The 22,797-nt window shown below is 69.2% G+C and carries 14 protein-coding genes and 4 pseudogenes; 5 read left to right on the top strand and 13 right to left on the bottom strand.

The features are described 5' to 3' along the window. Nucleotides 1–27: 27 nt before the first annotated feature. The 3 genes and pseudogenes from B1L07_07645 to B1L07_07635 form a co-directional block, all read right to left on the bottom strand. Nucleotides 28–556 (bottom strand): annotated as a pseudogene (locus B1L07_07645) (adenine phosphoribosyltransferase). A gap of 23 nt (nucleotides 557–579) precedes the next feature. Beyond that, a complete protein-coding gene (locus tag B1L07_07640; protein AUZ56508.1) occupies nucleotides 580–2,133 on the bottom strand; it encodes a hypothetical protein in 1,554 nt (517 codons plus the stop codon). Nucleotides 2,134–2,340: 207 nt separating this feature from the next. After that, nucleotides 2,341–2,550, bottom strand: a complete 210-nt coding sequence (locus tag B1L07_07635; protein AUZ54984.1) for a cold-shock protein — start codon at nucleotides 2,548–2,550, stop codon at nucleotides 2,341–2,343. A 316-nt stretch (nucleotides 2,551–2,866) separates the two neighbouring features. Here B1L07_07635 and B1L07_07630 point away from each other — a divergent pair. The 4 genes and pseudogenes from B1L07_07630 to B1L07_07615 all read left to right on the top strand — a co-directional run bounded on the left by B1L07_07630 (nucleotide 2,867) and on the right by B1L07_07615 (nucleotide 7,327). Beyond that, a pseudogene (locus tag B1L07_07630) lies at nucleotides 2,867–3,339 on the top strand (hypothetical protein). 60 nt (nucleotides 3,340–3,399) lie between these two features. Next, a complete protein-coding gene (locus B1L07_07625; protein AUZ54983.1) occupies nucleotides 3,400–3,948 on the top strand; it encodes a hypothetical protein in 549 nt (182 codons plus the stop codon). A gap of 26 nt (nucleotides 3,949–3,974) precedes the next feature. After that, nucleotides 3,975–5,158 (top strand): annotated as a pseudogene (locus B1L07_07620) (hypothetical protein). A 93-nt stretch (nucleotides 5,159–5,251) separates the two neighbouring features. Then, on the top strand, nucleotides 5,252–7,327 hold the full coding sequence (locus B1L07_07615) for a PAS domain S-box protein (GenBank protein AUZ54982.1): 2,076 nt from the start codon (nucleotides 5,252–5,254) through the stop codon (nucleotides 7,325–7,327). A gap of 70 nt (nucleotides 7,328–7,397) precedes the next feature. Here the strand turns inward: B1L07_07615 and B1L07_07610 are convergent, their stop codons facing one another. From B1L07_07610 to B1L07_07580, 7 genes are all read right to left on the bottom strand, one after another. Beyond that, complete coding sequence (locus tag B1L07_07610; protein ID AUZ54981.1) at nucleotides 7,398–8,660, bottom strand: trans-2-enoyl-CoA reductase; 1,263 nt, start codon at nucleotides 8,658–8,660, stop codon at nucleotides 7,398–7,400. A gap of 205 nt (nucleotides 8,661–8,865) precedes the next feature. Next, on the bottom strand, nucleotides 8,866–9,834 hold the full coding sequence (locus B1L07_07605) for a protein-export membrane protein SecF (GenBank protein ID AUZ54980.1): 969 nt from the start codon (nucleotides 9,832–9,834) through the stop codon (nucleotides 8,866–8,868). Between the two features lie 61 nt (nucleotides 9,835–9,895). Beyond that, nucleotides 9,896–11,737, bottom strand: coding sequence for a protein-export membrane protein SecD (locus tag B1L07_07600; protein AUZ54979.1), 1,842 nt, complete (start codon nucleotides 11,735–11,737; stop codon nucleotides 9,896–9,898). A 60-nt stretch (nucleotides 11,738–11,797) separates the two neighbouring features. Continuing rightward, nucleotides 11,798–12,127, bottom strand: a complete 330-nt coding sequence (locus B1L07_07595; GenBank protein AUZ54978.1) for a preprotein translocase subunit YajC — start codon at nucleotides 12,125–12,127, stop codon at nucleotides 11,798–11,800. Nucleotides 12,128–12,366: 239 nt separating this feature from the next. After that, on the bottom strand, nucleotides 12,367–13,497 hold the full coding sequence (locus tag B1L07_07590; protein AUZ54977.1) for a tRNA guanosine(34) transglycosylase Tgt: 1,131 nt from the start codon (nucleotides 13,495–13,497) through the stop codon (nucleotides 12,367–12,369). Nucleotides 13,498–13,564: 67 nt separating this feature from the next. Then, nucleotides 13,565–14,599 carry a tRNA preQ1(34) S-adenosylmethionine ribosyltransferase-isomerase QueA gene (locus B1L07_07585; protein AUZ54976.1) on the bottom strand — a complete coding sequence of 345 codons (1,035 nt, stop codon included), beginning with the start codon at nucleotides 14,597–14,599 and terminating at the stop codon, nucleotides 13,565–13,567. Between the two features lie 101 nt (nucleotides 14,600–14,700). Beyond that, nucleotides 14,701–15,132 (bottom strand): AsnC family transcriptional regulator, encoded by a 432-nt coding sequence (locus B1L07_07580; protein ID AUZ54975.1) that lies wholly within the window; start codon nucleotides 15,130–15,132, stop codon nucleotides 14,701–14,703. 116 nt (nucleotides 15,133–15,248) lie between these two features. On the opposite strand from B1L07_07580, the pseudogene B1L07_07575 reads away from it, so the two are divergent. Beyond that, a pseudogene (locus tag B1L07_07575) lies at nucleotides 15,249–16,744 on the top strand (lysine 6-aminotransferase). Nucleotides 16,745–17,331: 587 nt separating this feature from the next. Here the strand turns inward: B1L07_07575 and B1L07_07570 are convergent. The 3 genes from B1L07_07570 to B1L07_07560 form a co-directional block, all read right to left on the bottom strand. After that, nucleotides 17,332–18,762: an RND transporter gene (locus B1L07_07570; GenBank protein AUZ54974.1), complete on the bottom strand. Its 1,431-nt coding sequence runs from the start codon at nucleotides 18,760–18,762 to the stop codon at nucleotides 17,332–17,334. Next, nucleotides 18,756–19,493, bottom strand: coding sequence for a short-chain dehydrogenase (locus tag B1L07_07565; GenBank protein AUZ54973.1), 738 nt, complete (start codon nucleotides 19,491–19,493; stop codon nucleotides 18,756–18,758). Before B1L07_07565 ends, B1L07_07570 begins: the two co-directional genes overlap by 7 nt. A 63-nt stretch (nucleotides 19,494–19,556) precedes the next feature. Continuing rightward, nucleotides 19,557–22,727 carry a multidrug efflux RND transporter permease subunit gene (locus B1L07_07560; protein AUZ54972.1) on the bottom strand — a complete coding sequence of 1,057 codons (3,171 nt, stop codon included), beginning with the start codon at nucleotides 22,725–22,727 and terminating at the stop codon, nucleotides 19,557–19,559. Between the last annotated feature and the right edge of the window lie 70 nt (nucleotides 22,728–22,797).

Raw genomic sequence — 22,797 nt, 5'->3', positions numbered from 1 at the left:
ACCGACGCCTCACCACGAAGCCGGGACTCAATACACCAGCGTGGCCTGCAGCGGCAGCCCTGCCGGCCAGCGCGGACGGCCGCCCAGCCCGTCCAGTTCCACCAGCACCGCCGCCCCGAGTACCTCGGCCTCCAGCCGCCGCGCCAGCAGCAGCGCCGCGGCCAGCGTACCGCCGGTGGCGAGCACGTCGTCGATCAGCAGCACCCTAGTGCCGGGGCGATGGCACCGGCGCAGACCTCGATGCGGTCGCTGCCGTACTCCAGCGCGTACTCCTGGGCCAGGGTGGCGCCGGGCAGCTTGCCCGGCTTGCGCACCGGCACGAAGCCGGCGCCCAGTTCCAGCGCCAGCGCGGCGCCGAGGATGAAGCCGCGCGCCTCCACCCCCAGCACCGCCTGCACGCCGGCCGCGCGCCAGGGCTCGGCCATCGCCGCGATCGCCGCGCGGAAGCCATCGGCATCGGCCAGCAGCGGGGTGATGTCCTTGAAGCGGATACCGGGCCGCGGAAGTCGGCCACGTCGCGGATCGTGCTGGACCAGTCGGGATAGGGGTTCGTCATCGGGTCATTCGGAAGGGAAGGAATCAGGAACTGCACGACAGCATGGCGCAGCCGGCGCGCGTACGCGCCCAGTCGGGACGCCGCCGGGCGAACGCTTCGCGGCCGGGCTGCTCGTCGCCGGGACGCCGCATCACCTCCAGCAGTTCGTCGATGCCGCCGCTGTCGCCCTGCTCGGCGCGGTCGATGGCCTGCTGCACCAGCCAGTTGCGCAGTACGTATTTTGGATTGGCCACCTGCATGACCCGGCGCCGGGCGGCGGCATCCAGGCCGGCCCCGCGCACGCGCGCGGCGTGGCACTGCAGCCAGTCCAGCAGATCCGGCATCACCCGCTCGCGGCGCGCGGGCGAATAGAACGCACCCTCCAGCGCCGCCACGTCCGGCCGCTGCGGGTCGACGTCGAGCAGCGCCCGGAACGCCAGGGTCATGTCCATCTCGCCGGCATGCAGCAGTGCCTGGAACCGGGCCATCAGCGCCTCGTCGCCCTCGCGGTAGTCGCCCAGCCCGAGCTTGGCGACCAGGTGGCCGCGGGCTTCGGCCGCGTAACGCGCCTGGAACGCATCCAGCCCCGCCTGCAGCGGCGCCGCCTCCGCGAACAGCGGCGACAGCGCCTGCGCCAGCCGCACCAGGTTCCAGTACGCCACCTGCATCTGCGCACCGAAACGGTAGCGGCGGCCCTGCGCGTCGGTGGTGTTCGGCGTCCAGTCCGGGTCGTAATCCTCGATCCAGCCATACGGGCCGTAGTCCAGGGTCAGGCCCAGCACCGACATGTTGTCGGTGTTCATCACCCCGTGCACGAAGCCCACCCGCATCCACTGCGCCACCAGCACCGCGGTGCGCGTGCAGATCCCGGCGAACCAGTCGGCATGGCGCGAGGGGCCGGGCGGCAACTGCGGAAAGTCGCGGTCGATGCAGAAATCCACCAGCTGCCGCAGCAACGCCCGGTCGCCGCGTGCCGCCGGCAACTCGAAACTGCCGAAGCGCAGGAACGAAGGCGCCACCCGGCACACCACCGCGCCCGGCTCACCGCGCGGATGGCCGTCGTAGAACATGTCGCGGACCACCGTCTCGCCGGTGGCGACCAGGCTCAGCGCACGCGTGGTCGGCACGCCCAGGTGATGCATGGCCTCCGAACACAGGAATTCGCGGATCGACGAGCGCAGCACCGCGCGGCCGTCCGCGCCGCGCGAATAGGGCGTTGGCCCGGCCCCCTTGAGCTGCAGCTCCCAGCGCCGGCCATCGGCCAGCAATTCGCCGAGCGAAATGGCGCGGCCATCACCCAGTTGCCCGGCCCAGTGCCCGAACTGGTGGCCGCCATAATTCGCCGCCCATGGCTGCATGCCGGGGTACAACGCATTGCCGGCGAACACCGCGGCGAAATCCGGCGCCTGCACGGCCGCGCGGTCGAAACCCAGCATCGCCGCCACCTCCGGCGCATGCGCCAGCAGGCGCGGCGCCGCCACTGGGCTGGGCATGACCTGCGACCAGGCCGCGCCCGGCACCTCGCGCCGGCGCGGTCCGGTTTCGGCGTCGCCGGGCAGTTCGCGCAGGAAACGGTTGTCGAAATGCAGCACCGGGATAGTCATCGATAGCAGATGGGGGCTGGGCCCGGGGTCACAAGCACGGCGGCGATGGCAGCCCGGTTTCCGGCACCCCGGCCGAAGGCCCCGGAGAGGCCGCCGTGCAGGGCGGGCGCAAAAACCGGCGGGAGCGCTGGCGCCATAAACAAAAACGCCGGAAGCTTTCGCTTCCGGCGTCGTGGCGACCTTGCGGTTGCGGGGGCTGGATTACAGCGCCTGCACCTGGTCAGCCTGCATGCCCTTCTGGCCCTGCACGGCGACGAAGGTCACCTTCTGGCCTTCCTGCAGCGACTTGAAGCCGGTGCCCTGGATGGCACGGAAGTGCACGAACAGGTCGGGGCCGCTTTCCGGGGTGATGAAACCAAAACCCTTGGCATCGTTGAACCACTTCACCGTGCCGGTCTGACGCTCAGACATTACAAACTCCTGGAACTATTGATTGGAAATCGCAGCCGCCGGGGATCGGGGCCGAGACTGAGTTGCAGGCGTTGGTAAAACGGAACGATGAGCGGATCGGTGAGATCAGCTGCATCAGGCCACGATTCACGGTGACCCTTGCAAGCACAGTGGGGCGAAAGATACGCGGCTTTCCAGCAAAAAGCGACAAATACCGCATTCATCCGCACCGAAACCCCACCTCCCGGCAACAATCCCGCTAAATTCATTGGCTTGGCGCCCCGCATCGGGCGGCTCCGGCCCGTCCCGGGCCCGCGCAGCGGCTAGACTGCGCGCCATGGAATCCACCCTTGCCGCCCCCTCCCCCCGCATCTGGGTGGACGCCGACGCCTGCCCGGCGGTCATCCGCGACATCCTGTACCGCGCCGCCGAGCGCACCCGGATCGAGGTGATCCTGGTCGCCAACCGCTGGCTGCAGACGCCCCCCTCGCGTTTCATCCGCGCCATGCAGGTCGCCGGTGGCCCGGACGTGGCCGACGACGCCATCGCCGAACGCGTGGCCGCCGGCGACCTGGTCGTCACCCAGGACATTCCGCTGGCCGCACGGGTGCTGGCCAGGGGCGCGGCCGCCGTGGACCCGCGCGGCGTGCCGTTCAGCCCGACAGCATCGCCCAGCGCCTGTCGATACGCGATTTCATGGCCGAACTGCGCGGCGCGGGCGTGCAGACCGGCGGCCCGCCCAGCCTGCACGCGCGCGACCGCCAGGCCTTCGCCGCGCGCCTGGACCAGTGGCTGGCGCGGCAGCGCTGAAGCGCGGCCCGTCGCGGCTGCGCCCGCGCAGTAGAATGGCGGTCTTTGCCCCGTGATCCCATGGCCCTTACCGCCACCATCCGCAAGGCCGAGCTGCAGATCAGCGACATGGACCGCGGCTACTACGCGACCCACCACCTGACCCTGGCCCAGCACCCCTCCGAGACCGACGAGCGCCTGATGGTGCGCCTGCTCGCCTTCGCGCTGAACGCCGATGACCGCCTGGAGTTCGGCCGCGGGCTGAGCACCGACGACGAACCGGACCTGTGGCAGCACGACTACACCGGCGACATCCTGCAGTGGATCGACCTGGGCCACCCCGACGAGTCGCGGGTGCGCAAGGCGTGCAACCGCAGCCGCCAGGTGCAGGTGATCAACTACGGCGGCAACGCCTCGGACATCTGGTGGCAGAAGCAGGGCAAGGGCCTGGCCCGCTTCGGCAACCTCTCGGTGGTGGACCTGGACGCCGGCTTCGTCGAGCGCTGGGGCCAGCAGATCCAGCGGGCGATGCGCTGGAGCGTGCTGATCCAGGACGGCGAGCTGCAGATCCTCAACGACCAGGTCCAGCTCGACGTCACCCCCGCCTGGCGCAAGCGCGCGGCGGCTTGAGTGGCGCGCTTGCGATGAACCAGTGCATGGCTGCCCAGCACTGCGACGTGCTGGTGATCGGCGCCGGCGCGGCCGGCCTGATGTGCGCGCTTACCGCCGGCCAGCGCGGCCGCGTGGTGCAGGTGATCGACCACGCCAACAAGCCGGGCAAGAAGATCCTGATGTCCGGCGGCGGGCGCTGCAATTTCACCAACACCGGCACCACCGCCGCCAACTTCATTTCGGCCAACCCGCATTTCTGCAAATCGGCGCTGGCCCGCTACACCCCGGCCGATTTCATCGCCATGGTCGAGCGCCACCGCATCGCCTGGCACGAGAAGGAGCTGGGGCAGCTGTTCTGCGACATCTCCTCCAAGCTGATCGTGCGCATGCTGCTGGACGAATGCCAGCAGGCCGCGGTGCGGATCCGCACCGACTGCGCGGTGGAGGGCATCGAGCGTGGCGCCGACGGCTTCCGCGTGCGCACCGGCCACGGCCTGTTCCACTGCGCGTCGCTGGTGATCGCCAGCGGCGGCCTGTCCATTCCCAGCATGGGCGCCAGCGGCTTCGGCTACGAGGTCGCGCGCCAGTTCGGCCACGCGGTGCTGCCCACCCGCGCCGGGCTGGTGCCGCTGACCCTCAGCGGCAGGCACCAGGAACGGCTGGCCGACCTCAGCGGCGTGGCGCTGCCGGTGGAGGCGCGCTGCAACGGGCAGGCGTTCCGCAACTTCATGCTGCTCACCCACCGCGGGATCAGCGGCCCGGCGATCCTGCAGATTTCCTCCTACTGGCAGCCCGGTGACGACCTGCGCCTGGACCTGCTGCCGGACCAGGACGCACTGCAATGGCTGCGCGGCATGAAACGCGAGCGCGGCGCCTCCGAACTGCGCACGTTGCTGGCCGAGGTCATGCCCAAGCGGATGGCGCAGCGCCTGTGCGAGCACTGGCTGCCGGACCGGCCGGTGCGCCAGCTCGACGAGCCGCAGTTGAAACAGGCGGCGGCATTGCTGGCCGATTTCCCGCTGGTGGCCAGCGGCACCGAGGGCTACCGCACCGCGGAGGTGACCCTGGGCGGCGTGGACACGCGCCAGGTGTCGTCCTCCACCTTCGAATCGCGGCAGGTGCCGGGGCTGTATTTCGTCGGCGAGGTGCTGGACGTGACCGGCTGGCTGGGGGCTACAACTTCCAGTGGGCCTGGGCCTCCGGGCACGCGGCCGGACAGGCGGCCTGAGCCCGGCACAGGAACCGCGTCACAGGCAAGCGATCGGCTCATGGACGGCACCGCGGCCATGTTGTATTAAACCCGGTCAGAGGGGAGTCCTGAATGCAGAACGGCAAAGAATCAACCCTGCGCCTGCTGATCGTCGATGACAGCGCCGAGAACGCAGAGGCGATCGTCAGCACCTTGCGCAACAGCGGCATCGCCGTCCGCCCATACCGGCCGCAGGCACCGGCGGAACTGGCGGACATCGTGTCCAGCCAGGCCATCGACCTGGTGCTGTGCGCGCCGTCGCAGGTGATCCCGCAGCTGCTGCTCAGCCAGCAGATCGCCGCCAGCGGCAAGGACATCCCGGTGATCGCGCTGGCCGAGCAGGTGGACGAGCAGACGCTGGTGGAATCGGGTGCCAATGGCATCCGCGCCATTGCCCTGCGCCACCGGCCCGAGCACCTGCTGGCCGTGGTGCGCGACGAATGGACCGACCTGCAGGCCCGCCGCGGCCTGCGCCGCATCGAGGCGCAGATGCGCGAGACCGAGCGCCGCTGCGACGCGCTGATCGCCTCTTCGCGCGACCCCATCGCCTACATCCACGAAGGCATGCACATCCGCGCCAACGAGGCCTACCTGGAGATGTTCGGCTACGACGCGTTCGAGGACGTGGAAGGCATTTCGCTGCTGGACATGGTCGCGCCGCAGCATGTGGAGGATTTCAAGCAGCTGCTCAAGGCGCTGGGCAAGGGCGAGCCGCCGCCGCCGCAGTACGAGGTGCATGCGCGCAACCAGGATGGCGAGAGCTTCCCGGCGACGATGGAGTTCACCGCCGCCACCTACGAGGGCGAGTCCTGCTTCCAGGTGGTGTTCCGCCGCCGCGAGGAGTTCGACCCCGAACTGGCGCGCGAGGTCGAGGCGCTGCGCCAGCGCGACCAGGTCACCGGCCTGCTCAACCGCCCGACCTTCATGGTGCACCTGGAAAACGCCGTGGCCCAGGTCAGCCGCAGCGACGGCCAGTACGGCTTCCTGCTGGTGGAGCCGGACCACTACGCGCGGCTGCTGCCCGACATCGGGCTGGACTCGGCCGACGCACTGGTTGCCGCGCTCGGCCAGCATCTGGCCGCAACGCTCGGCGACGGCCTGTCGCTGGCGCGTTTCGGCGAGCACAGCTTCGCCATCCTCGCCCAGGGCGACTACGCGCATACCATGGGGCTGGCCGAACGCGTGCGCGGCGCCTTCGCCTCACATGTATTCAGCATCGGCGCACGCTCGGCGACGGTCACCGTCAGCATCGGCGGCGTGCAGGTCGGCGAGAAGATCGCCAGCGTCGGCCAGGTGCTGGCCCGCGCCAGCGACTGCACCCGCACCGCGACCGAACTGGGCGGCAACACGGTCAAGGTGTTCGACCCGGGGGCCGCCGACCGCGTCGAGGAAGAGCGCATCCAGCGCTGGGTGGAGCTGATGCGCGGCGCGCTCGAGGGCGAGGGCTTCCAGCTGCGCTTCCGCCCGGTCATCAACCTCATGGGCGAGGCGATCCAGCTGTACGACACCTCGCTGCAGCTGCGCAACAACAACGAGATGGTCGGGCCTTCGACCTTCCTGCCGATCGCCGAGGACCAGGGCCTGCTGGCGCCGATCAACCGCTGGGTGGTCGGGCATGCGATCCAGGCGCTGGGCGAACGCCGCCGCGCCGGCCATCGCACCTGCATGATGGTGCGGATCACGCCCGAATCGTTCTCCGATCCGCAGCTGCTGGCGGTGATCCGCGACGGCCTGCAGGCCGAGGGGGTGTCCGGCGACCAGCTGTGGCTGCAGGTCCCCGAGGCCAAGGTGTTCACCCACCTGCGCAATGCCCAGCAGTTCCTGGCCGCGGCCTCGGCGCTGGGTTGCAAGGTCGGGCTGGAGCAGTTCGGTTCCGGGCTCGATTCGTTCCAGCTGCTGGCCCACTTCCAGCCGGGTTTCCTCAAGCTGGACAGCAGCTTCACCGCGGACCCGGCACTGGCCCGCGAGCAGCTGCCCAAGATCCAGGAAATCACCACGCGCGCGCAGTCGCAGGACATCCGCACCATCGCCGAGTTCGTCTCCGATGCGGCGACGATGAGCCTGCTGTTCACCTCCGGCGTGGATTACGTGCAGGGCGACTTCGTCGGCCCCGCCGGCCCGGAGATGAACTTCGAGTTCAACGCGTAAGACCGCGCCGGCCAGCGGCCGGCCCGGGTCGCATGCGAAAAGGCCGGCGTGGACGCCGGCCTTTTGCGTATCAGGTCAGGTCAACCAGGTTCTCAATCTTCACGTCCGGGTTGACGTCGGCGTCATAGTCCACGCCGTCGATGCCGAAACCGAACAGGCGCAGGAAGTCCGCCTTGTAGCCGGCCAGGTCGCTGATCTCGTACAGGTTCTCGTTGGTCACCTGCGGCCACAGCGCGACCACCCTGCCCTGCACCTCCGGCGCCATTTCCTTGTAGTCGGCGCGCAGGCGGCCTTCCTCGTCCACCAGCGCGACGCTGCGGCCCTTGCCGTCGACCAGGTCGCGGCGGATGTGGTCGGCGGCGTTGGCGCCGCCCTGCGGCCCGTTGTAGAGAATGTCGTACAGGGTGTCGAGCTGCTCGATGCAGCCTTCGTGGGTGCCCTCGTCCTTCATCACCTTGAACAGCAGCGACAGGTACAGCGGCATGGTCGGGATCGCCGAGCTGGCCTGGGTGACCACCGCCTTGAGCACCGACACGCGGGCGTCGCCACCGATGCCCTGCAGGCGGGCGCGGATGTCCTTGACCTTGGCGTCCAGGTCCTTCTTGGCGGCGCCGATGGAGCCGTTCCAGTAGATCGCCTGGGTGATTTCCTCGCCGACGTAGGTGAACGCGGTGGTGGTCGCGCCCGGTGCCAGCACCCCGGCTTCCAGCAGCGCGTCGATCCACATCTGCCAGTCTTCGCCGCCCATCACCTGCACGGTGCCGGCGATTTCCTCGGCGCTGGCCGGCTGCAGGGTGGTCTCGGTCAGCACTTCCTTGTCGGTATCCAGGCCGCGCAGCGTGATCGGCGCGCCGATCGGCTTGAGCGTGGAGCTGATCACCTCGCCGGTCTTCGGGTGCTTGCGGCGCGGCGATGCCAGGCTGTAGACCACCTGGTCGACCTGGCCCAGGTCGGCCTTGATGATCTCGATGACCTTGGCCTTGACCTCGTCGGAGAATGCATCACCGTTGACGCTGCGCGCGTACAGGCCGGCCTGGTGCGCGTACTTCTCGAACGCAGCCGAGTTGTACCACCCCGCCGTGCCCGGCTTGCTTTCGCTGCCCGGCCGCTCGAAGAACACGCCCAGCGTGGCGGCGCCGCTGCCGAAGGCGGCCTTGATGCGCGCGGCCAGGCCGTAACCGGTGGACGCACCGATCACCAGCACCTTCTTCGGGCCATGGGCGAGCCTGGGCTGCGCCTTGATGTAGTCGATCTGTTCCTTGACCGCCGCGTCGCAGCCGGCCGGATGGGTGGTGACGCAGATGAAGCCGCGCACACGCGGTTTGATGACCATGGAAACCTCGGTTGGATACGGGAAAACAGCGCCGCGGCACACGCCGGGCAGGCGCCGAACCGCGAGGATCGTAGTGTGCGCCCGCAGCGAAAACAACCGACGCCACCGCATGGAACCGGCGCCCCGGCGGCGTCATCGCGGGCAGGCCGCAAATGGAAAGAGCCGCGCGGTGCGCGGCTCTTTCGCGGTCGGGAGGTGGCGGGCCTTACGGGCGGCGCGCCAGTTCCTCGACGTCCTTGGCCTTGGGCAGCAGGTCCTGCTTGGAGACCTTGAACGGCCCGATGCTGAGCAGCGGGACGGCCACGATGACCGACGACACCACCACGATCACCGCGCCGACCATGTGGGTCTCGGCCAGGCCTTCCATCGACTCGCCACCGTACAGGTACAGCGCCAGCGCCGACAGGAAGAACAGCACCGCGGTGATCACCGTGCGCGACAGCGTCTGGTTGATCGAGCGGTTCAGCACTTCCAGCGGCTCCACGCGCAGGCTGCGGAAGTTCTCGCGCACGCGGTCGAACACCACGATGATGTCGTTGATGGCAAAGCCCATCACCGACAGCATGCCGGCCAGCACGGTCAGGTCGAACTCGCGGCCGAGCAGCGACATGTAGGCCACGGTCAGGATCAGGTCGAAGAACGCGGTGATGCTGGCCACCATCGCGAACTTCCACTCGAAGCGCGCGGCGATGTAGATCAGGAAGCCGATCACCATGAACAGCGTCGCGTAGATGCCGTTCATCACCAGGTCCTTGCCGACCTGCGGGCCGACGAACTCGCCCGGCTGCGCGGTAGCGGCGTTGCCGGGCAGGCTGATCGCGGCGCGGACCTTCTCGGCGACCTTCTGCGCGGCGTCGGCGGCGTTGTTGTGCTCGCCATCGGGCGGCAGGCGGATCATCAGGTCGTTGCCGCCGCCCACGCTCTGCACCTGGGCGTTCTCGAAGCCGGCCGCGGCCAGGCGCTCGCGCACCGCTTCGGCGTCGACGCTCTTCTCGAAGTGGGTACGCACCACCGTGCCGCCGGTGAACTCCAGCGCGTAGTTGAAGCCCTTGAAGCCGATGATCGCCAGCGACACCAGCAGCAGCACCACCATCAACGCGAGCACCGGCCTGCGGTGGCGCATGAAGTCGATGTTGGTGTCGTTCGGGACGATGTGGAGCGGGAATAGTTTCATGCAGGGATTTTCCTTAAAAAACCCGCACACGCATGTGCGGGCTTTCGCGAAGGGATTCGCGTCAGATCGCCACGGACTGGAGCTTGTTGCGACGGCCGTAGATCAGCACCGCCAGCGCACGCGACACGGTGATCGCGGTGAACATCGAGGCGAAGATGCCGATGATCATGGTCAGCGCGAAGCCCTTCAGCGGACCGGTGCCGAACGCATACAGCGCCACGCCCACGATCAGGCCGGTGAGGTTGGCGTCGAGGATGGTGCCCGAGGCCTTCTCGTAACCGGCGGCGATGGCGGCCTTGCCCGGCATGCCCAGCCGCAGTTCCTCGCGGATGCGCTCGTTGATCAGCACGTTGGCGTCCACCGACAGGCCGACCGACAGCGCCAGGCCGGCGAAGCCCGGCAGGGTCATGGTCGCGCCGAACAGCGACATCACCGCCACCACGATCAGCAGGTTGAACAGCAGCGCCACCGAGGTGATCGCGCCGAACATGCGGTAGTAGATGGTGAAGAACACCAGGGTGAACACGAACGAGAACACCACCGCCTTGACGCCGCGGGCCACGTTCTCCGCGCCCAGGCTGGGGCCGATCACGTATTCCTCGACGAAGTCCATCGGCGCGGCCAGCGAACCGGCGCGCAGCAGCTTGGCCAGGCTGTCGGCCTCGGTCTTCTCCAGGCCGGTGGTGATGAAGTTCTTGCCCAGCGGGCTGTTGATGTTGGCCACGGAAATGACTTCTTCCTTGACCCGGAAGCTGCGCACTTCCTTGCCATCGACCATGGTCACCTGCGGAATGCGCTCGGTGTAGACCACGGCCATCGGCTTGTTCACGTTGACGCTGGTGACGTCGAACATGCGCTGGCCGCCGACGCTGTTGAGCGTGACCGCGACCGCCGGCAGGCCGTTCTGGTCGGTGGAGACCTCGGCCTTGACCATCTGGTCACCGGTGACGATGGTGCGCTTGTTCAGCAGCACCGGCATGCCACGGCGGTCGCGGTACAGGCGCGCTTCCGGCGGGATGCGGCCGCTGGTCATGGCGTCCTGCGCGTTGCCGTCCACCACCAGGCGATACTCCAGGGTGGCGGTGGCGCCGATCATGCGCTTGGCTTCTGCGGTGTCCTGCACGCCCGGCAGCTCGACCACGATGCGGTCGTCGCCCTGGCGCTGGATGATCGGCTCGGCCACGCCCAGCTCGTTGACGCGGTTGCGCAGGGTGGTCAGGTTCTGCTCGATGGCGCCGGAGGCGATCTGCAGCATCTCGGCCTGCGGCACGGTCACGGTGATGCGCTCGCCGCTGCCGGAGTAGGTCAGGGTCGGCTGCGCCTTGACCAGCGCGGCACGGGCCTTGTCGGCGTCGGCGGCATTGGCCAGTGTCACCTGGATGTCGCTCTCGCCGCGGCGCTCGACCGCGCGGTAGCCCACGCGGCTGTCGCGCAGCGTGGTGCGGATGTCCTCGGCGAACGCGTCGAAGCGCTTGTCCACCGCGGCCTTCTTGTCCACCTGCAGGGCGAAGTGCACGCCACCGACCAGGTCCAGGCCCAGCACCATCGGCTTGCCGCCGAGCCCGGCCAGCCAGTCCGGCACGGTCGAGGCCAGGTTCAGGGCGACGGTGTAGTTCTCGCCGGCCGTCTCGCGCAGCACGTCGTTGGCGCGGGTCTGGGCATCGAGCGAACCGAGGCGGACGATCAGGCTCTCGCCTTCCTTCTCCACCGACTTGGGCGTGACCCCGGCCTCGCCCAGCGCCGCGCTGACGCGCTGCTTGAGGGCATCGTCGATCTGCCCGCCGCGGTTGGCGGTGATCTGCACGGACGGGTCCTTCTGGTACACGTTGGGCAGCGCATACAGCGCGCTGACCGCCAGGACGACCAGGATCAGGAAGTACTTCCAGCGTGGGAATTCAAGCATTGCGGGTTCCTGCGCGACGCCGGTCCCGGCGCCGCGTCATGACGGAAGGGAAACTCGGGCTCAGGCCGCGGACTTCAGCGTGCCCTTGGGCAGCACGTTGCCGATGGCGCCCTTCTGCACGCGGATGCGGACGTTGTCGGCCACTTCGACGGTGATGAAGTTGTCGCCGATGTCGGTCACCACGCCGGCGATGCCGCCGTTGGTCAGCACCTCGTCGCCCCTGGCGATCTTCTCCAGCATCGCCTTGTGTTCCTTCTGGCGCTTCATCTGCGGGCGGATCATCAGGAAGTACATGACCGCGATCAGGGCGATCGGCAGCAGGAAAGTGCCCATGCCCGGGGCGGCCGGGGCGGCCTGGGCGACGGGAAGCAGGATAGCCATCGGGTTCATCGTGTGTCCTTAACTGTCGGGCGGTGCCTGCCGGGGCCGGCGCCGCGGAACGGATTCAAGCGTGGAAGTATGCCATAGAGGCGGGCCGGTCCAATTGCAAGGCGGGGCCTGCCGCTGACTGCCGCACGGCCCTACTCCCGGGCGCCCGTGTCGTGCCTGTCCGCCCGCCCTGCCCCTGCCTACCGCCTGCCGGCGCGGCCCGGCCCGGCGGCCACCCTGCTGTGGGGGCAGGAAAAACGCTACAGCGCCGGCGCGAGCGCCCCGCGCGCCGCATAGAAGGACTCGCGGAAGGCCAGGAAGGTTCCCGCCTCGATGGCCGCGCGCATGTCGGCCATCAGCTTCTCGTAGTAATAGAGGTTGTGCAGGGTACCGAGCATCGGCGCCAGCATCTCGTTGCAGCGGTCCAGGTGGCGCAGGTAGGCGCGGGTGTAGCCGCTGCTGCAGGCATGGCAGCCGCAGCCCGGCTCGATGGTGTCCATGTCGCGCTCGTAGCGGGCGTTGCGGATGCGCACCGTGCCGGTCGAGGTGAAGTAATGGCCGTTGCGCGCGTTGCGGGTCGGCATCACGCAGTCGAACATGTCCACGCCGCGGGCCACGCCCTCGACCAGGTCTTCGGGGCGGCCCACGCCCATCAGGTAGCGCGGGCGGTCGGCCGGCAGGATCGGGTGCATGTGCTCGAGCATGGCGTTGCGCTCGTGCTCGGGCTCGCCCACCGCCAGCCCGCCGATGGCATAGCCGTCGAAGCCGATCTGCTGCAGGCCCTCGGCCGAGCGGCTGCGCAGGTCGGGGTGCACGCCGCCCTGGACGATGCCGAACAGCGCCGCGTCGTTGCCCAGCGCATCATGCGCATCGCGCGAGCGCCGCGCCCAGCGCAGGCTCAGTTCCATCGAGCGCCGCGCCACGTCCTCGGTGGCCGGGTACGGGGTGCATTCGTCGAAGATCATCACCACGTCCGAATCGAGCACCTTCTGGATCTTCATGCTCTCCTCCGGCCCCAGGAACACGCGGGCGCCATCGGTCGGCGAGGCGAAAGTGACGCCCTGCTCGGTGATCTTGCGGCGGTGCGCCAGCGAGAACACCTGGAAGCCGCCCGAGTCGGTCAGGATCGGTCCGTTCCAGCGGCAGAAGCCGTGCAGGCCGCCATGGTCGCCGATCACCTCCAGGCCCGGGCGCAGGTACAGGTGGAAGGTGTTGCCGAGGATGATCTCGGCGCCGAGCGCGCGGATCTGCTCGGGCAGCACGCCCTTCACCGAGCCGTAGGTGCCCACCGGCATGAACGCCGGGGTCTGCACGGTGCCGCGCGGGAAGCAAAGCTGGCCGCGGCGCGCGTTGCCGTCGGTGGCCTGGAGGGTGAACTGCAGTCTGGACATGGGTGTGCTTCGGTCGGTCTGCCGTCCATTGTCGCGGATCGGCGACGCTGGCGCAGGAAAGGCGGGATCAGGCATCGGGCTGCGGGAACAGCAGCATCGCGTCGCCGTAGCTGAAGAACCGGTAACGGCTGGCGATGGCGTGGGCGTAGGCGTCGAACACCCGCTGCCTGCCGGCGAACGCCGAGATCATCATCAACAGGGTGCTTTCGGGCAGGTGGAAGTTGGTGACCATCGCGTCCACGCTGCGGATGCGGTAGCCCGGGGTGATGAAGATCTGGGTTTCGCCGGCGAACGGCTGCAGCTCGCCCTCGCGCATCGCACTCTCCAGCGCCCGCACCACGGTGGTGCCGACCCCGATCACGCGACCGCCGGCGGCGCGGGTCCGCCGCACCTGCTGCACCAGCCCGGCACCGACATTGAGCCATTCGCGATGCATCACGTGTTGCGACAGGTCGTCCACCCGCACCGGCTGGAAGGTGCCGGCGCCCACGTGCAGGGTGATATGGCCGAACGCCACGCCGCGCGCACGCAGCCGCTGCAGCAGGGCGTCGTCGAAATGCAGGCCGGCGGTGGGCGCCGCCACCGCGCCAACCTCGCGCGCGAACACGGTCTGGTAGCGCTCGCGGTCGTCGGCGCCCGGCTCGCGCTGGATGTACGGCGGCAGCGGCAGCCGGCCGGCGTGCGCCAGCCAGGCTTCGAGCGGCTCGGGCAGGTCGAAGCGCAGCAGGTAGAACTCGCCGTCGCGGCCGAGCACCTCGGCCTCGCCACCGGCGTCGAGCTGGATGCGGCTGCCGGGCTTGGGCGACTTGCTGGCGCCGACCTGGGCACGGGCCTGCTGGCCACCGAGCAGGCGCTCGATCAGTATCTCCACCCGGCCACCGCTGGCCTTGTGTCCGAACAGCCGCGCCGGGATCACCCGGGTATCGTTGAACACCAGCAGGTCGCCGGGCTGCAGCAGCTCGGGCAGGTCGCGCACGTGGCGGTCGTCGTAGGCGGCCGGCGCCGGCGGCACCACCAGCAGGCGGCTGGCGGAGCGCTCGGCCAGCGGCGCCTGGGCGATCAGTTCCTCGGGCAGGTCGTAGTGGAAATCGGACTTCTTCAAGGCCGGAACATCGAACGGGGGAGCCGGCCATTGTACCGGGCGCGCGCCGCATACCCGCAGGTGCGGGGCTTGCCCCGCACCTGCGTGGACGCCCGGATGCGTCAGCGCTCGAACTTGGTCGACAGGATGATGGCGCTGGTGGTGCGCTCGACCCCGTCGATCACGCCGATGGCGTCGGTGACCACGTCCATCTCGCCGACCCCGCCCACCACCACCATCGCCACCAGGTCATGGGCGCCGCTGACCGAATGCAGGCTGCGCACCTCGGCGATCTCGCGCAGCGCCTTGACCACCGCCGGCATCTTGCGCGGCGACACGGTGATCAGCACGTGCGCGCGTACCTGGCCCTGCTCGTAATCCTCGTGGGTACGCACCGTGTAGCCGGCGATCACCCCCTGCTGCTCGAGCCGGTCGATGCGGCTCTGCACGGTGGTGCGCGACAGCCCGAGCCGGCGCGCAATCTGCGCGGTGGACGCGCGCGCGTCCTCGCGCAGCACGGACAACAGGCGTTCGTCGGCGGGGGAAATCTTCACATCTTGGCCCGGTTTCGTCGATTCGACGAAATTAACCCGATTTTCGACGGAATGACAGCTGCCATATGACCAGAATCTCCAGATAATGGCTATACAAGACCTTTCTGGAGATGAGCATGACCGTACTCGGCCCCCTCGCCGCGCTCCGCGCGCACGCCGGCGCCCGCCTGACCACGGGCTGGACGATGCCGCCGTCGAACGCCTGGCCGCCGCCCATCCCGACCTGGTCGCGGCGATCGCCGCGGCCGCCAGCGAATACGCCCGCATCAAGGACGAGGCGGCCGACCTGCTGGACCTGGACGAGAAGGACCAGATCGCCGCGATGCAGTCCGGGTTCGTCAATTTCTACGCCGATGACGCGGTGGTGCCGTACATCGCACTGGCCGCCTGCGGCCCGTGGGTGGTCTCGCTCAAGGGCGCGGTGCTGTACGACGCCGGCGGCTACGGCATGCTCGGCTTCGGCCACACCCCGCCCGAGGTGCTGGCCGCCGCGGCCAAGCCGCAGGTGATGGCCAACATCATGACCCCGAGCCTGTCCCAGCGCCGCTTCGTGCAGGCGCTGCGCAAGGAGATCGGCCATACCCGCGGCGGCTGCCCGTTCTCGCACTTCATGTGCCTGAACTCCGGCTCCGAGGCGGTCGGCCTGGCCGCGCGCATCGCCGACATCAATGCCAAGCTGCAGACCGACCCGGGCGCGCCGCACGCCGGCGCCACGATCAAGCGCGTGGTCATCAAGGGCAGCTTCCACGGCCGCACCGACCGCCCGGCGCTGTATTCGGACTCGACCCGCAAGACCTACGACCGCTTCCTGGCCAGCTACCGCGGCGAGGACAGCGTGATCGCGATCGCCCCGTACGACGAGGCGGCGCTGCGCAAGGTGTTCGACGACGCCAAGGCCCACAACTGGTTCATCGAAGCGGTGTTCCTAGAGCCGGTGATGGGTGAAGGCGACCCGGGCCGCGCGGTGCCGGTGAGCTTCTACAAGCTGGCCCGCGAACTGACCCGCGCCCACGGCAGCCTGTTGCTGATCGACTCGATCCAGGCCGCGCTGCGCGCCCATGGCACCCTGTCCTTCGTCGACTACCCGGGTTACGAGACCCTGGACCCGCCGGACATGGAGACCTACTCCAAGGCCCTGAACGGCGCGCAGTTCCCGCTGTCGGTGCTGGCCGTCACCGAACACGCCGCGCACCTGTACCGCAAGGGCGTGTACGGCAACACCATGACCACCAACCCGCGCGCGCTGGACGTGGCCTGCGCCACCCTGGCCCGGCTGACCCCGGAGGTACGCCGCAACATCCGCGAACGCGGCGAACAGGCGGTGCGCAAGCTCGAGGCGCTCAAGGCCAGGCTGGGCGGGCTGATCACCAAGGTCCAGGGCACCGGGCTGCTGTTCTCCTGCGAACTGGCCCCGCAGTTCAAGTGTTATGGCGCCAACTCCACCGAGGAATGGCTGCGCATGCACGGCGTCAACGTGATCCATGGCGGCGAGAACTCGCTGCGCTTCACCCCGCATTTCGGCATGGACGAAGCCGAGCTGGACCTGCTGGTGGACATGGTCGGCCGCGCGCTGGCCGAAGGCCCGCGCCGCGAGCAGGCCGACGCGGCCTGATTGCCGCAAGGGATGGAGAACGGAAAGAGGCGGCCACCTGGCCGCCTTTTTCCATATGGGGAAGGCCCATGCGGGGCGAGCCCCGCATCTACGGAAGCGCGAAGGCTGCAAGAGCCCACCTGTAGGTGCCGGGCCTGCCCGGCACGGCGCTCGGCCGGCAAGGCCTGCACGCCCCGGGCAGATGACAGACGGAAAGCTGAAAGAGGCGGCCACCTGGCCGCCTCTTTCCATGGGGAAAGCCCATGCGGGGCAAGCCCCGCATCCACGGAAACGCGAAGGCTGCAGGAACCCACCCGTAGGTGCCGGGCTTGCCCGGCACGGCGCTCGGCCGGCAAGGCCTGCACGCCCCGGGCAGATGACAGACGGAAAGCGGAAAAAGGCGGCCACCTGGCCGCCTTTTTCCATCCGGGGCAAGCCGCATGCGGGGCGAGACCCGCATCCACGGAAATGCGAAGGCTGCAGGAACCCACCGTAGGTGCCGGGCTTGCCCGGCACTGCAGGAACCCACCCGTAGGTGCCGGGCTTGCCCGGCACGGCGCTCGGCCGGCAAGGCTGCATGCAGGCAAGCCGCGCATCTGCCGGGCGAGTCAGTGCGTTTCGACCACCGCGACCGACGGTGCGGTGGCCGAGACCTGGCCCCAGCCGCCGAGCGCCTTGTACACCGCCACCACGCTGACATTGACCCCGGCCTCGGCGTCGGCCAGCGCATCGTCGGCCGCCAACTGGCTGCGCTGCGCGTCGAGCAGCGCCAGGAAATCGGCCGAGCCCTCGCGGTAACGGACCTGCGCCAGCGCCTGCGCACGACGCGCGGCTTGGGCCTGTTCGGCCACGATCAGCAGTCGCGCCTGCTGCCTGGCGTAGCGTGCCAGCGCGTTCTCGGCATCCTCCAGCGCCAGCAGCACGGTCTTCTCGTACTCGGCCGCCGCGCCGTCGGCCTGGGCGCGGCTGGCGCGCAGCCGCGCGCGCACGCTGCCCACGTCGAACGCGCTCCAGCGCAGCGATGGCACCAGCGACCAGGCCTTGTTGGCGCCATTGACCAGGCCGCCGGCATCGCCGCCGAGGAAACCGACGAAGCCGGTCAGCGACAGCCGCGGAAACAGGTCGGCGGTGGCCACGCCGACCCGCGCGGTGGCCGCGGCCAGGCGGCGCTCGGCGGCGCGCACGTCGGCGCGCCGCTGCAGCAGCACGGTGGTATCGCCCAGCGGCAGCGGCCTGGCGAACGCCTGGACCGGGCGCGGCTGCAACAGCGTATCCAGGGTGCCGGGGCGCTGCCCCAGCAGCACCGCCAGCCGGTGCCGTGACTGGGTCTGCGCCAGTTCCAGCAGCGGGATGTCGGCCTCGATCGCCTTCAGCCGCGCACGGCTGCTCTGCACGTCGAGTTCGCTGCCCGCGCCCAGGGTCCAGCGGGTCTCGGTCAGCGCCTGGGTGTCGCGCAGGTTGACCAGGGTCTGTTCGGCCACCGCGATGCGCTTCTGCGTACCGCGCAGCTCGAAGTAATTGCGCGCGACCTCGGCGGCCACCAGCACCTGTGCATCGACCAGGTTGGCCCATTCGGCGTCCAGGTCGGCCCGCGCCGCTTCGGCGGCGCGGCGCTGGCGTCCGAACAGGTCCAGCTCCCAGCCGGCATCGAAACCAAGCTGGTACTGCTCGCCGGACACGCGTGCACCGCCCTGCGCCGGATCCGGTTGCCGATGGCGTTCCTGGCTGGCGGCCGCGGTGACGTGCGGCGCCTGGTCGAGCCGGCGCTCGACGAACACCGCCCGCGCCTGCTGCACGCGCGCCAGTGCCAGCGTGAGGTCGAGGTTGTCGGACAACGCCGCATGCATCAGCTGCGCGAGCACCGGATCATCGAACTGCGCCCACCAGCCCGCCACCGGCGACTGCGCGCTGTACACCGGTGCGGCGGCGCCGCGCAGCACCACCGGCGGCTGCGCCGGGGCGTGGTAATCCGGGCCGACACTGACGCAGCCGGCCAGCAGCAGGCCGGACAACGCCGCGGCCAGTGCCGCCCTCACCATGGCAGCACCTGCCCGAGATGGGTGAAGCTGCCGCTCGGCCCGTCCGCGCCGAGCAGCGCCATCTGCACGCTGGAGCGCGCGCCGTCGGCGACGTCGATCTCGCCCGCGCCCGCGTTCATGTCGGTCCGCACGTAGCCCGGGTGCACGGTGTTGACCTTGATCGGCGTGCCGCGCAGTTCGTACGCCAGCGACAGGGTCCAGTTGTTCACCGCCGCCTTGGACGCGTTGTAGGCCGGCACCTTGAAGTCGTAGATGGGCGAGCCGGGATCGGCATGCAACGCCTGCGAGCCGAGGATGCTCGACACGTTGACGATGCGCCCGGCCGCCGAGCGCCGCAGCAGCGGCAGGAACGCCTGGGTGACGGCCACCAGCGCATGCACGTTGGTGTCGAAGGTCCGGCGCCAGGTATCGAGCGGCTGCGCCGACGGTGGCAGCGACGGGTCTTCCAGCAGCACGCCGGCGTTGTTGACCAGGATGTCGAGCCGGCCGTGGCGCTGCTCGACATCGCGCACCGCCGCATCGATGCTGGCGGCATCGGTGACGTCCAGTTGCAGCGCCTCCACCGGCAGCCCTTCGGCCTGCAGTTGCAGTGCCAGTGCCAGCGCGGTGTCGCGCTGGCGGCCGGCGAGCAGCGTATGCACGCCGGCGCGGGCCAGCTGGCGCACCGTTTCCAGGCCGATGCCACGGGTGGCGCCGGTGACCAGCGCGATCTTGTTGTGTTGGGTAGTCATGGATGCATGTCTCGGTTGGATGGGCCGTCGCCGGAGGGTGTCAGGCGACGGCCGAAGGTCGGGTCAGTGGTGCAGGGTCGGTTCGCCATGCCGCACCAGCTGGCCGCCGCCGTTGCGGGTGACGAAGGTGCGCAGCGCGACGTAGAACACCGGGGTCAGGAACAGGCCGAACAGGGTCACGCCCAGCATGCCGGCGAACACGGTGATGCCGGTGACCGAGCGCACCTCGGCGCCCGCGCCATGCGACAGCACCAGCGGCACGGTGCCGGCGATGAAGGCGATGGACGTCATCACGATCGGGCGCAGGCGCAGGCGGCACGCCTCCAGCGCGGCGTCGACGATGCCCTTGCCGCCCATCTCCAGTTCGCGGGCGAATTCGACGATCAGGATCGCGTTCTTGCACGCCAGGCCCATCAGCACCACCAGCCCGACCTGCACGAACACGTTGTTGTCGCCACCACTCAGCCATACCCCGAACAGTGCCGACAGCAGCGTCATCGGCACGATCAGGATCACCGCCAGCGGCAGCGACCAGCTCTCGTACAGCGCCGCCAGCACCAGGAAGGCCAGTAGGATCGCCACCGGGAATACGATGAAGGCGGCCTTGCCCTGGGTGGCCTGCTGGTAGCTCAGGTCGGTCCATTCGGTGGTCATGCCCACCGGCAGCACCTTGCCGGCGATCTCGGTCAGTCGGTTCATCGCCTCGGCCGAGGACAGCACGCGCGGGTCGGCCTCGCCGGCCAGGTCGGCGGCCGGGTAGCCGTTGAAGCGCAGCACCGGGTCGGGGCCGTAGGTTTCCTTGATCGTGACCATCGACCCGATCGGCACCATCTCGCCACGGTCGTTGCGGGTACGCAGCCGGGCGATGTCCTCCACGCTCTCGCGGAACGGGCCGTCGGCCTGGGCGATCACCTGCCAGGTGCGGCCGAACTGGTTGAAGTCGTTGACGTAGGCCGACCCCAGGTAGGTCTGCAGGGTGTCGAACAGTTCGGTCAGCTGCACGCCCTGCGCCTTGGCCTTGACCCGGTCCACCTCCGCGTCCAGCTGCGGCACGTTGGCCTGGTAGCTGGTGATCGGGAAGGCCATGCCCGGGGTCTGCGCCACCGCGCCCTGCATCGCCTGCACCGCGTTCTGCAGCGCGCCGTAGCCGAGGTTGCCGCGGTCCTCGATGAACATCTGGTAGCCGTTGCCATTGCCCAGGCCCAGGATCGGCGGCGGCATCATCGAAAACGCGAAGCCTTCCTGCAGGCCGGCGATCTTCTGGTTGATCTCGGCATTGATCTGCGCGGCGCTGCGGCCGTTGCGTTCGTTGAACGGCTTGAGCGGGATGAACGCCACGCCGGTATTGGGGGTATTGGTGAACTGCAGCGCGTTCAGGCCCGGGAACGAGATGGTGTGGGCCACGCCGTCGGTTTCCTGGGCGATCTTCGCCACCTTGCGCAGCATGGCATCGGTACGCGCGATCGACGCGCCTTCCGGCAGCTTCACCCCGGCGATCAGGTACAGCTTGTCCTGGGTCGGGATGAAGCCCGGCGGCACCAGCTTGAAGATCACGCCGGTACCGAACAGCAGCACGGCGTAAACCACGAACACCGCGCCGCGGCGGCCGAGGATCTTCGCCACGCCACGCTCGTATTTCTCCGAGCTGGACCTGAAGAAGCGGTTGAACGGGCGGAACACCCAGCCGAACAGGCGTTCGATCAACCGGCTCGGGCCGTCCTTCGGCGCGCCGTGGGGCTTGAGCAGCCGCGCGGCCAGGGCCGGCGACAGGGTCAGCGAATTGATCGCCGAGATCACCGTGGAAATGGCGATGGTCACCGCGAACTGCTTGTAGAACTGGCCGGTGACGCCGGACAGGAACGCCATCGGCACGAATACCGCGCACAGCACCAGGGCGATGGCGATGATCGGCCCGGACACTTCCTTCATCGCCTGGTGCGCGGCGGCGGTGGGCGACAGGCCCTCCTCGATGTTGCGCTCGACGTTCTCCACCACCACGATCGCGTCGTCGACCACGATGCCGATCGCCAGCACCAGGCCGAACAGGCTCAGCGTGTTGATCGAGAAGCCCAGCAGGTACAGCGCAGCGAACGTGCCCACTACCGACACCGGCACCGCGATCAGCGGGATGATCGAAGCGCGCCAGGTCTGCAGGAACAGGATCACCACCAGCACCACCAGCGCGATCGCCTCCAGCAGCGTGGACACCACCGCCTTGATCGAATCGCGCACGAAAATGGTGGTGTCGTACACCGCCTCGTACTTCACGTCGGCCGGAAAGGTCTTCTGCATGGCGTCCATGCTGGCGATGACCTGGTCGCGGATCTCCAGTGCGTTGGCGCCGGGCGCCTGGAAGATGCCGATGCCCACCGCGTTCTTGCCGTCCAGCTGCGAACGCAGGGTGTAGTCGCCGGCGCCCAGCTCCAGCCGGGCGACGTCGGACAGGCGCACGATCTCGCCGTCGCCGCCGCTCTTGAGCACGATGTCGCCGAACTCCTGCTCGCTCTTCAGCCGGCCCTGGGCGTTGATCAGGGTCAGGAAGCGGCTGTCCGGCAGCGGTTCGGCGCCGAGCTGGCCGGCCGAAACCTGCACGTTCTGTTCGCGCATCGCGCGCACCACGTCACTGGCGGTCAGGCCGCGCGAGGCCACCTTGCCCGGGTCCAGCCACGCGCGCATGGCGTAGTCGCCGCCGCCGAAGACCTGCGCGTCGCCCACGCCGGGGATGCGCGCCAGCGCGTCCTTGACGTGCAGGCGCGCGTAGTTGCGCAGGTACAGGGTGTCGTACTTGCCGCCCGGCGAGGTCAGGTGCACCACCATCAGGAAGGTCGGCGACTGCTTCTGCGTGGTCACGCCCTGCCGGCGCACGTCCTCGGGCAGGCGCGCCTGCGCCTGCGCCACGCGGTTCTGCACCTTCACCGCGGCCGCATCCGGGTCGGTGCCCGGGCGGAAGGTGACGGTCATCTGCAGCACGCCATCCGAGCCGGCCACCGACTTCAGGTACATCATGCCCTCGACGCCGTTGATCGCCTCCTCCAGCGGGGTAGCGACGGTCTCGGCGATGACCTTGGGGTTGGCGCCCGGGTAGACCGTGCGCACCACCACCGACGGCGGCACCACTTCCGGGTATTCGCCGACCGGCAGGATCGGGATCGCGATCAGGCCGGCGGCGAAGATCACGATCGACAGCACCGCCGCGAAGATCGGCCTGTCGATGAAGAAACGGGAAAAATCCATCTGCGGAATCCTTGCAATGGCCGGGCGGGGGCATGCAGCCCGCCTGCCCCCGCCCATGCGGGCGAAGGCC

Source organism: Stenotrophomonas acidaminiphila, from assembly GCA_002951995.1.
Classification (GTDB): Bacteria; Pseudomonadota; Gammaproteobacteria; order Xanthomonadales; family Xanthomonadaceae; genus Stenotrophomonas; species Stenotrophomonas acidaminiphila_A.
The sequence above is the reverse complement of the archived record's forward strand: the minus strand, read 5'-3'. Positions and strand labels throughout refer to the sequence as shown.

Excerpts from the sequence above, each read along its gene's own strand:
- B1L07_07635 (AUZ54984.1), bottom strand. The coding sequence starts at position 2,550 with ATGTCTGAGCGTCAGACCGGCACGGTGAAGTGGTTCAACGATGCCAAG.
- B1L07_07625 (AUZ54983.1), top strand. The coding sequence starts at position 3,400 with ATGGCCCTTACCGCCACCATCCGCAAGGCCGAGCTGCAGATCAGCGAC.
- B1L07_07615 (AUZ54982.1), top strand. The coding sequence starts at position 5,252 with ATGCAGAACGGCAAAGAATCAACCCTGCGCCTGCTGATCGTCGATGAC.
- B1L07_07610 (AUZ54981.1), bottom strand. The coding sequence starts at position 8,660 with ATGGTCATCAAACCGCGTGTGCGCGGCTTCATCTGCGTCACCACCCAT.
- B1L07_07605 (AUZ54980.1), bottom strand. The coding sequence starts at position 9,834 with ATGAAACTATTCCCGCTCCACATCGTCCCGAACGACACCAACATCGAC.
- B1L07_07600 (AUZ54979.1), bottom strand. The coding sequence starts at position 11,737 with ATGCTTGAATTCCCACGCTGGAAGTACTTCCTGATCCTGGTCGTCCTG.
- B1L07_07595 (AUZ54978.1), bottom strand. The coding sequence starts at position 12,127 with ATGAACCCGATGGCTATCCTGCTTCCCGTCGCCCAGGCCGCCCCGGCC.
- B1L07_07590 (AUZ54977.1), bottom strand. The coding sequence starts at position 13,497 with ATGTCCAGACTGCAGTTCACCCTCCAGGCCACCGACGGCAACGCGCGC.
- B1L07_07570 (AUZ54974.1), bottom strand. The coding sequence starts at position 18,762 with ATGGTGAGGGCGGCACTGGCCGCGGCGTTGTCCGGCCTGCTGCTGGCC.
- B1L07_07565 (AUZ54973.1), bottom strand. The coding sequence starts at position 19,493 with ATGACTACCCAACACAACAAGATCGCGCTGGTCACCGGCGCCACCCGT.
- B1L07_07560 (AUZ54972.1), bottom strand. The coding sequence starts at position 22,727 with ATGGATTTTTCCCGTTTCTTCATCGACAGGCCGATCTTCGCGGCGGTG.